Consider the following 9865-nt stretch of genomic DNA (forward strand, 5'->3'; position numbering starts at 1 on the left):
CTGTCAGTATTATGACTGACTGTAAAGAAAGTTCTCACATGTCAACGGTCGTGCAGAGTGGTTCGGTGGTGGCGAGTTCGCGTGCTCCCAAGGGGGGCTCGCGTCGACTGACCGACATCAAGTATCGGTACCCCGGCCGGTACCTCGCGGCATGGGCAGCGCTGGCCCTCCTCATCGTTGCCGCTCTCATCGCGGCACCGGCCAGCGTGAAAGGGGACTCCGTCTGGGTCGTGACGGCGCTGGCGGGGACTCTCGCGCTCGCGTCCATGGGCCAGATGCTCATCATCATGCTCGGTGCCATCGACCTTTCCGTGCCCGCGATTCTCGCGGCGGTCGCCGGAATCGTCGTCCATTACGGCGGAGACGGCGCCAACGTCCCGCTGGTCCTGGTTGTGGCAGTGGCTGTGGCAGTGGTGATCAGCACCGTGAACGGGATCTTGATCTCGGTTCTCGGACTGAATTCGCTCATTGTCACCTTGGCCACGTTCGGCATCGTCAGTGGCTTGATCAGTTATCTGAGCGGTGTGTCGTTCTCGCTGACCGGGCAAGCGCCCCGGGCCCTTCAAGACTTCGCGCAGCTCTCGATTCTCCGGGTCAACGCATGCTTCCTGGTCGCTGTCGTACTTGCGGCAGTTCTCGCGGGCATACTGCACCTGACCCGTGCGGGTCGGCGAATTGCCGAGGTGGGGTCCAATCCGAGAGCCGCGCGCGCTCTGGGAGTGCGAGTCACCCGAGTACGGCTGTCGAGCTTCGCGGCCGCAGGCCTGCTGTACGGTCTCGCCGGAGTTCTGCTCTCCGGATTCGTCGGGACGCCGGACAGTACCGTCGGCACGCCCTATCAGCTCGCCACGGTGACCGCAGTCGGCATCGCCGGCGGAATTTTCGCGGGCGGCCCCGCAAGCGTTGCGAGCGTCGTCGTCGCGTGCATCTTTCTTCAATTGCTGGACCAGACCCTCGCGATCCTCGGCCTGTCGGCCGGCGCTCGCACGATCGTTCAGGGTGCCGCCCTCGTCATCGCGGTCGCCGCGATCACGGTGGGCACCATCGGCGCCACCAGTTTTCGTCGATTCACCCGATCGCTCCGCAGCGCGAGCTGACAAGTCCGCACTTCCTCCCACGCTTCACCGAACACACGGAGTCAGATATGAATTCTTCCGAGACACTGCCGCGACAGCGTGATGCTGCCCGCTCTCGGCGCGCCCGATACGCCGCAGCCCTGGCGGTGGTGGCTTTGGCTGCCGGCTGCTCGAGCACTACCGCGGGAGACAGTGGTACCGGCGAGACGGTGGACCCGGTGTCCACCGACGTCGCCACTCCCGAGGCCCTGCAGGCAACCATCGACAAAGCGTTCCTGCAGTCGGTTCCAGCAGATTCGCTCGACCCGACCATCCTCAACACCATGGCCGTCGCATCGGTCCCTCTCACCAGCGAGCAGGACGAGACGTTCGCGCAATGTATGCAGAGCAACGTGTGCGAAACTGGGCGGGGATCTTTGACCGTCGCGTTCGCCAACGACAACGTCAACCCGTGGCGCAGCATCTTCCGTGGCGAGATCACCGCTCAGGCGATCGCCTCGCCGCAGGTCGCGAAAGTGGTCTACAACTCGTCCACCGATGTCGCCGGCTTCCTCGCCAATTTTCAGAGCCTGGTGGCGCAGCGCGTCGACATCATCGTCCTCAACTCGATCTACGGTGGAGCCGTAGGCCCCGTCCTGCAGCAGGCGAAGGACGCCGGCATTCTCGTCGTCGAGGCTCAAACCCCATTGCCCGACGATGTGGTCGACACCGTAGCGGCTCAGGTGGTTCCGGACCTATGCCAGACGTACACCGAAGCTGGGGCCGCGATCGCCGCGACGAACGCTCCCAACAAGTCTTACGCGATGTACACCGGAATCCCCGGGAACAGCAATGCAGCAACATGGCAGCCGTGCTTCGAGCGGTCGATGCAGGCGGCAGGGTGGACTCGCGCACTCGAAGGATTCACGCAGTGGACTCCCCAGGGAACAGCCCAGGCAGCCAACGCACTGCTCTCCTCCGGAACCACCCCAGGTGCAATCGTGTACGACTACACCCCCGAAGACCTCGTGCGTCCGTTCGTCGACCGCGGCCAGACACCGCCGGTCGTCATGTCCGACGTGGTGAACCAGTCCTGGCTGACCGCGTTCACAGAAGCTCGGAATGCCAACCTCGACCCGACCAGCTTCGTCACCAACAGTCAGGTATGGAGCGGGCGAATCGCAGTCACAGCGGGAATCATGCTCAGAGCTGGTCAGGACGTCAGCCGACAGATGATCTCGCCCAACCCGGTGGTTTCGCTCGACAGCGTGCTGCAGAACGCCGACCCGTCCATTCCCGCCAGCACTCCGGTTCCGAGTCTTCTGACTTCCGCTCAGATCGCTCTTGCACTGTCCGCGTCATGACCGTCGCGAAATCTCCCGCCGAGCAGGTGTCGCCAACCAACCTGGACCCAGTCTTGGTGATGACCGGTGTCACCAAGGTGTATCCGGGTGTCCGCGCACTCGACGCGATCTCCTTCGACGTGCGACCGGGTGAGGTCCACGCTTTGGTCGGCGAGAACGGTTCCGGAAAGTCGACTCTGATCAAATCGGCCTCCGGCGTACTCACGCCGGAGGAGGGAACCGTGCTGATCGGTGGAACCGCGCTCGCGGGTAGCGGCGTCCGGCGGGCCCGTCAGCTCGGGTTGATGGTCGCGTACCAGGACACCTCACTCGTGGAGGACCTGACGGTTCGCCAGAACGTCGAGCTCTCGTTCCACTCGGTCGGCGAAACACCACCCGACGATCTCGACGGCCTGCTGGCCCGATTCGATCTGCCGTTCGGAACCGGTGACACGGTGCGAGCTCTCGGGCCGGGTTCTCGGCAACTGCTCGAGGTCGCCAAGGCGATGGCCCACAATCCGCTCGTGCTGATGCTCGACGAGCCCACCGCAGCATTGGACATGCAGTATGCCGAGCATCTCGACGGCCTGGTCCGGGCGTCTCGCGACGACGGCACCGCCATCGTCTACGTCAGCCATCGGCTGCCGGAGGTCCGGCGCCTCGCCGACCGCGTCACCGTCATTCGCGACGGCGTCATCCAGGGCACCTTCGATTCCGGGAAGTGGGAAGTCGACGACATCGTCGAGATGATGGTGGGCGCGCCGACAGCGCTCGAATTTCCCACTCGTGCAACGCGAGACGGAGCTGCGCCCGAGCGCTTGAAGGTCTTCGGCCTGGCCGGACCCGGATACGGGCCCATCGACATCAGCGTGGAAGCCGGCGAGATCGTGGGCATCGCCGGTGCCGAAGGAAACGGCCAGCGCGAAGTACTGCGCGGAATGATCGGGATCGGTCGTGACAAGGGTGACGTGTCGGTCGACGGCGCTCCGATCAAGCGACTGTCTCCGCCCTCCGCGCTCGACGCCGGAATCAGCTTCCAGAGTGGCGATCGAGCAGCGGAATCAGTCTTTCTCCCACTGTCGGTGATGGCCAACGCCACCACCCAGCTGGGATCGGATGCCGGTCCGTTCGGACTGGCCCTACCGGGTCGTCTCCATTCGGAGTTCGAGAGCGCACAAGCAAGCTTGGGAATTGTCGCAGCCTCGGCGCACCAGCCCATCAGCGCTCTCTCCGGCGGCAACGCGCAGAAGGCGGTGCTGGCACGCGCCGCGCTGCGCCAGGTCAAGGTGCTGATGCTCGACGAACCCACCCAGGGTGTCGACGCGAAGGCGCGTCTGGACATCTACAGCTTGATCGCCGACACCGCTGATTCCGGCGTCGCCGTGGTGATCAATTCGTCGGATTCCTCGGAGCTCGCGGGGCTGTGTGATCGAGTCATCGTCATGTCGAAGGGGGTGGCTATCGAGGAGTTGCGGGCTCCGACGACGGAGGCCGCCATAGTCCGCAGTTTCGTCGGTGCGGTCGACGTCGACGAGGAGACGGTGAGCCTCCCCATCGGTCCCAGTTGGTTGGGGCGGGCACTCGGTCGGGTGTCCGGTCAGATCCCGGTGGCCATGTTGCTCGTCCTGCTGGCTCTCGTGTCCTTCTACACGGGAACACAGTCCGAGATCTTCTGGACACCGCAAAATCTTGCGAACTGGTTGCTGCTCACGTTGCCCCTCGCATTCGTCGCGCTCGGTCAGCAATACGTCATGGTCTCGGGCGGTCTGGACATCTCGGTCGGCTCCACCATGAGTCTCACCGTGGTGATCTGCTCGCTCGTGTTACCGGATCTCTCGCCCGGCACGTTGCTGGTCGCTGTGCCAGTACTTCTGCTTGCAGCACTGGTCATCGGGTGCCTCAACGCATTCTTGATCGAGAGGCTCAAGGTGAACGCCATCGTTGCGACAGTGGCGACCATGGCCATCATCGCAGGGCTCGCGATCGTGCTCAGGCCCAAGCCCGAAGGATCGATTGCGCCCGGTCTGAACCAGATGTTCTCCCTGGGGATCGGTTTCATCCCCGCACCGTTCATCGTTCTCGTCGCCATCGCCCTCGGAGCGGAATGGTGGCTGCAGCGCCGGCCCGCCGGCCTCGCCTTGCGAGCAACCGGATTCGACATGGAGTCCAGCCGTCGAGTCGGACAATCGGTCACCCGCGTGCGCACGGTGGGACTGTTGGTGTGCTCGTTCGGTGCCGTCGTCGGGGGAATATTCCTGGCGTCACAGACCGGTATCGGGTCCAATTCCGTCGGCGCGGGATACACGTTGACGTGCTTCGCTGCTGTGTTCCTCGGCGGGGCCGTGCTGACCGGTGGTCGTGGCTCGTTCATCGGTGCGCTCCTCGGTGCTCTGTTCCTGTCGTTGCTGAACAACGTGACACCACTGTTGAACATCCCGGACTCGACCCGCCAGACCATCTACGGATTCATCCTTCTCATCGCCGTGGGCACCTACGCCTACGCCCAGCGTGGCCGACGGCGCGCCGAGGCATGAGTTCTCGCACAGAAACCATCACCGAGGAGTTCATCGTGCCAACGACTTTCGACACCATCGTTCCCGGCCTCACCTTCACGGAGGGTCCGCGCTGGCATGACGGCCGCATCTATTTCTCCGACCTGTACACCTTCAAGGTGCAGTCGGCACGCGGAGACGGCTCGGACCTCAGAGACGAAGCTACGGTGCCCAATCAACCATCCGGTCTCGGGTGGTTGCCCGACGGCCGCCTCCTGATCGTGTCGATGATGGACAAGACATTGCTACGGCGGGAAGCGGACGGCACGGTCGTCGTGCACGCGGATCTGTCACATCATGTCGGAGGGTTCCTCGGTGACCTCATCGTCGACGAATTCGGTCGGGCGTATCTCGGAGACTTCGGATTCGACCTCTACGCGGGCGAGGACATGCGACCCGGATTCATCCACCGAGTGGATCCGGACGGCACGATCACACGGGTCGCGGAGGATCTGTGGTTCCCCAACGGTTGTGTCATCAACGCCGACAACGTCATGCTCGTCAACGAGACGTTCGGCAACCGCATCACTGCTTTCGACCTGACCGAATCCGGCGAGCTGATCAACAGGCGCGTCTGGGCGTCCTTCGGACCGCTACCCACGTCGTCGTCCGCCGACGACGCTCTGAAGGAAGTGACCGTTGCTCCTGACGGATCATGCATCGATTCCGAGGGTGGGGTGTGGCTGGCCGACATCCGGCAGGATCGGCTGCACCGAGTGGTCGACGGTACGATCGTGGAGAGTGTCGATCCGGGGTCGTGCGTCTTCGCCTGCGCGCTCGGTGGCGACGACGGTCATACGCTCTTCTTCTGCGCAACACCAGACTTCGACGTCGAAACCCGAAAAGCGGCGCGCGACAGCAGTATCGTGTCGATGCGGGTCGGCATCCCGTCGGGCCGATGACCACCGTGACCAGAGGTCTGCCCCTCGGTGCGGTCGTCACCGAGGGCGAAGCACTCCGTCGCATGGACGCGGGAGAGTGGCGGCAGGACTCGCTGTGGTCATTCCTCGACGAGGCAGTCGCACGCCACCCCGGCTCGATCGCCGCGGTGAGTGTCGACCACACCGGTGCCACCGTCGCAGAGATGACGTACGCCGAACTCGACAGCATGAGCCGACGAGTCGCCGCCGGCCTCCAAACCCACGGCGTGCGGCCGCGCGACGTCGTGACAGTGATGATGACGAACTCGGCCGACTTCCTCGGGGTCGTATACGGGGTGCTGAGGGCCGGAGCGACGTACTCGGGTATCCCGATCACGTACGGTTCGCACGAGGTGGAATCCATGACCTCGACCACCGGGACGTCCCTGATGATCGTGTCCCGGTTCCACGGGACCACCGACGTCGTGTCCACTGCGTTGTCGACGGCGGTCCGCAGCAACGATGATCTGACGATTGTTGTTGCGGGAGAGGCCGTTTCGGGGACAGTATCCCTCGACGATCTGATGGAGCCGACCGAGGCGTTCGCTCCGGTGCCGGCCGACCCGCTGGGTGTGGCTCAACTTGCCTTCACCTCCGGAACCACGAGTGCACCCAAAGCCGTCATGAACCTGCACGCAACGCTCGACGTCGTGGTTCGTGGATGGGCCGTTCACGTCGGACCAGACGCTCTCGGACAGCCTATGAGGAACCTCGTCATGTCACCGGTCGGCCATTCGACGGGATTCTTCTGGGGTGCATTGTTCACCGTGCACCTCGCGGGGACCGCTGTGTTCATGGAGAAATGGAGCCCCGAGATCGGTGCAGACGTGATCGCGTCACAGCGCATCACGTGCATGGTCGGCTCTCCGACCTTCCTGATCGACCTGGTACGGACATCAGGTCTGCAGCGCGAGGACGTCCCAGATCTTTCCCTGATCGCGGTGGCCGGAGCGCCCATCCCACGTCCACTCATGGGCGAGGCGGAGGAGGCGCTGGGATGCGCCGTGATTCCCGCGTGGGGAATGACCGAGTTCGGCATCGCGGTGTCGGGCATGCCCGGTCTCCACGACGTCAACCGCACCACCGACGGCCTACCACTCGCAAGCGCACAGGTCGCAGTGCGCACCGCGGAGGGTGACGGCGCGGTCGACGGGGAGATCGGCGATCTGTGGCTCACGGGTACGGGCATGTTCGTCGGCTACCACAACCGTCCCGACGCCACCGCGGAAGCATTCGATGCCGACGGGTGGTTCGCCACCGGAGACACCGCGATTCATCACCCGAACGGGTCCGTGACAATCACCGGTCGGACCAAAGACATCATCATTCGCGGCGGCGAGAACATTCCGGTCGGGTCCGTGGAAAGTCAGATATTCCGTCACCCGGCCGTCACGGACGTGGCCGTGGTCGGGTATGCGGACGACCGTCTCGGCGAGCGAGCCTGCGCGTTCGTCCGCTGCCGCCCGGGAACCTCCCTGACCGTGGACTCGTTGCGCGAGTTCCTGATCGAGTGCGGTCTGGCCAAGCGTTACTGCCCCGAACGTGTGGTCGTCGTGGACGACCTCCCCAAGACCATGAGCGGAAAAATTCGCAAGGTCGAGTTGCGCGAGCGACTCGCACGCGAGCAACGGGAGTAGAGGGCGCCGTGTCAGAAGCACCGACCACGAGTGACGTCAGGCGGGTAGGTATCGCCAGCCTGATGGGCACCACCATCGAGTACTACGACTTCTTCATCTACGGCACCGCGGCCGCGCTGGTGTTCGGCACGGTCTTCTTCCCCAACTCCGACCCGGTGACGGGCTCGCTCCTCTCCCTTGCCACCTTCGGGGTCGCGTTCGTGGCCAGACCGCTCGGGGGCGTAGTCTTCGGCCACTTCGGCGACCGAGTGGGTCGCAAGGTGACGTTGGTGACGACACTGGTCATGATGGGCGCCGCAACGGTTGCGATCGGCCTCATTCCGTCGTACGGCACCATCGGTATCGCGGCGCCGATTCTGCTGGTGATCTTTCGTTTCGTACAGGGGATCGCGCTCGGCGGCGAATACGGCGGAGCGGTGTTGATGACCGTCGAACACAGCCCGCAGGGCAAGCGGGGTTTCTACAGCTCATGGGTTCAGACGGGCGCGCAGTGTGGCCTGATCCTGGCCAACGTCGTGTTCCTGGCGGTCGGAGCGCTGACCGACGACGATTCATTCCTCGCGTGGGGCTGGCGCGTTCCGTTCTGGATCAGCAGCGTGCTCGTCATCCTCGGGTTGATCATTCGCCTTCGCCTCGAGGAGAGCCCGGAGTTCAGGACCCTCAGGAAGTCTCACGACGTGGTATCCGCGCCGGCGTTGGTCGTCCTGCGCCAGCACAAACTGGCAGTCCTGTTGATAGCCGGTGCAGCCATGGGAAACTCGGTCACGTTCTATTCGGCCACCGTGTTCGGTCTGTCCTACGGGTCGACGCGGGGCTTCACCCGTAACGAGATGCTGGTCGTCATCATCGCGGCGGCACTGTTCGTGATCGCGGCGAGCATCTTCTTCGGTGCGTTGAGCGACCGCCTCGGTCGCAAGCGGATCTTCATCATCGGCAATCTGACCATCGCGGTCACGGCGTACGGCTGGATGCGAGCATTCGACACCGAGAATCAGGGTGTCGTCCTCATCGGCTATCTGGCCATGCTGGCCGGCTATTCGATGACCTGGGGGACCATCGGAGTCTTTTTCGCCGAGGCCTTCGACGGTGCGGTTCGATACACAGGTCTGTCCATCGGATTCACCCTAGGAGTGATTCTGGGTGGGGCGGTGACGCCGTTGGTCCTGACCAAGTTGGTGGCGGACATGGACTCCGGCATGCCGGTCGTGCTCTGGATTGCCGGGTCGACTGTCATCTCGGCGCTCTGCGCACTGGTGGTGCGGCAGGTCGATGCTCCGTCCGGTGTTGTCCACCATGCGCCTGTTGACAAGATAAACTATAAATAGCAACATATGAAATGTCTTACATTTGAGGAGCGTGGATTCTTGTCGCAGATTATCGGTTTCGTCGGCATCGGGGCGATGGGATCTGCCATCGCATCGCGACTGGTCGACGCGCACACCTTGTTGGTCAACGATTTGAATCCGGCGCTCGCTGCTCCCCTCGAGCAGCGCGGGGCACAGTTCGTCGCCCTCGACGACATCGCGACCTGCGATGTCGTGTTCCTCTCCCTCCCCGGCCCCGACAACGTGCTGAAAGTCCTGCTCGGCGCAGGCGGCCTCGCAGCGAAGATGGCGCCCGGCGCACTCGTCGTCGACACCACCAGCAGCACGCCCATCGTCGACGAGGATCTGGTGCACGACCTCGCTCTGCGGTCGATCTCCTACATCGACGCCCCGATCGCTGGTGGTGTCAGGCGCGCTCACGACGGTCTGGCTACCCTGATGGTCGGCGCATCCGACGAGGACTTCGCCCGTGCTCAGCCACTGCTGACCGCGATCACGTCCAACGTGTTCCACCTCGGCCCGGTCGGTGCCGGGCACGCGGCCAAGCTGGTCAATAACCTCCTGAACCACTGCAATCGGTTCGCGACCATCGAAATGCTCTCGCTCGCGGAGCGATACGGGATCACGCCCGAGGTGATGATCGACGTCCTCAACGTTTCGTCCGGGCGCAGTTACGTCACTGATTACACCTATCCAGAAATTGTCTTTCCCAATTTGAAGCAGGGCTTCACGCTCGAGTTGATGCGCAAGGACGCGCATCTCGCCGGAGCATTGGCGGATCATGTCGGTCAGAGACTGCGCGTCGGATCGTTGGTCGCCGCCATGATGGACGAGGCGGTCGAACGACTCGGCGGCACTGCCGATCAGACCGACCTCATGCAGAACTGGTACCCGCCCGTCGCAGACTGACGGTCTGCGCTCTTGTCACTTCCCATTCCAGCTCGTCGAGGGGTTCGTAGTCCGAATGTTTTCCAAGGTGCTGGTGGCAAATCGCGGCGAGATCGCGATCCGTGCGTTCCGTGCGGCGTACGAA

8 protein-coding genes are annotated in these 9865 nt (G+C 63.7%); all 8 read left to right on the top strand.

The genetic code is table 11. From position 1 onward, the window contains the following. Window positions 1-38: 38 nt before the first annotated feature. On the top strand, window positions 39-1097 hold the full coding sequence (locus ASG69_RS21685; RefSeq protein ID WP_162246751.1) for an ABC transporter permease: 1059 nt from the start codon (window positions 39-41) through the stop codon (window positions 1095-1097). Window positions 1098-1294: 197 nt separating this feature from the next. Next, a complete protein-coding gene (locus tag ASG69_RS21690) occupies window positions 1295-2419 on the top strand; it encodes a substrate-binding domain-containing protein (RefSeq protein WP_162246750.1) in 1125 nt (374 codons plus the stop codon). Next, complete coding sequence (locus tag ASG69_RS21695; RefSeq protein WP_162246749.1) at window positions 2416-4932, top strand: ATP-binding cassette domain-containing protein; 2517 nt, start codon at window positions 2416-2418, stop codon at window positions 4930-4932. Before ASG69_RS21690 ends, ASG69_RS21695 begins: the two co-directional genes overlap by 4 nt. Window positions 4933-4967: 35 nt before the next feature. After that, on the top strand, window positions 4968-5852 hold the full coding sequence (locus tag ASG69_RS21700) for an SMP-30/gluconolactonase/LRE family protein (RefSeq protein WP_235579044.1): 885 nt from the start codon (window positions 4968-4970) through the stop codon (window positions 5850-5852). Next, window positions 5849-7507 (top strand): AMP-binding protein, encoded by a 1659-nt coding sequence (locus tag ASG69_RS21705; RefSeq protein ID WP_056442657.1) that lies wholly within the window; start codon window positions 5849-5851, stop codon window positions 7505-7507. Before ASG69_RS21700 ends, ASG69_RS21705 begins: the two co-directional genes overlap by 4 nt. 62 nt (window positions 7508-7569) lie before the next feature. Continuing rightward, complete coding sequence (locus ASG69_RS21710; RefSeq protein WP_235579045.1) at window positions 7570-8832, top strand: MFS transporter; 1263 nt, start codon at window positions 7570-7572, stop codon at window positions 8830-8832. Window positions 8833-8871: 39 nt separating this feature from the next. Then, window positions 8872-9741: an NAD(P)-dependent oxidoreductase gene (locus tag ASG69_RS21715; protein ID WP_056442651.1), complete on the top strand. Its 870-nt coding sequence runs from the start codon at window positions 8872-8874 to the stop codon at window positions 9739-9741. A gap of 55 nt (window positions 9742-9796) precedes the next feature. After that, on the top strand, window positions 9797-9865 hold a 69-nt coding region (locus ASG69_RS23395; protein ID WP_442971101.1), incomplete at its 3' end, for a biotin carboxylase N-terminal domain-containing protein.

This window comes from Rhodococcus sp. Leaf225 (assembly GCF_001426145.1).
In the GTDB taxonomy this organism is placed as follows: Bacteria; Actinomycetota; Actinomycetes; order Mycobacteriales; family Mycobacteriaceae; genus Rhodococcoides.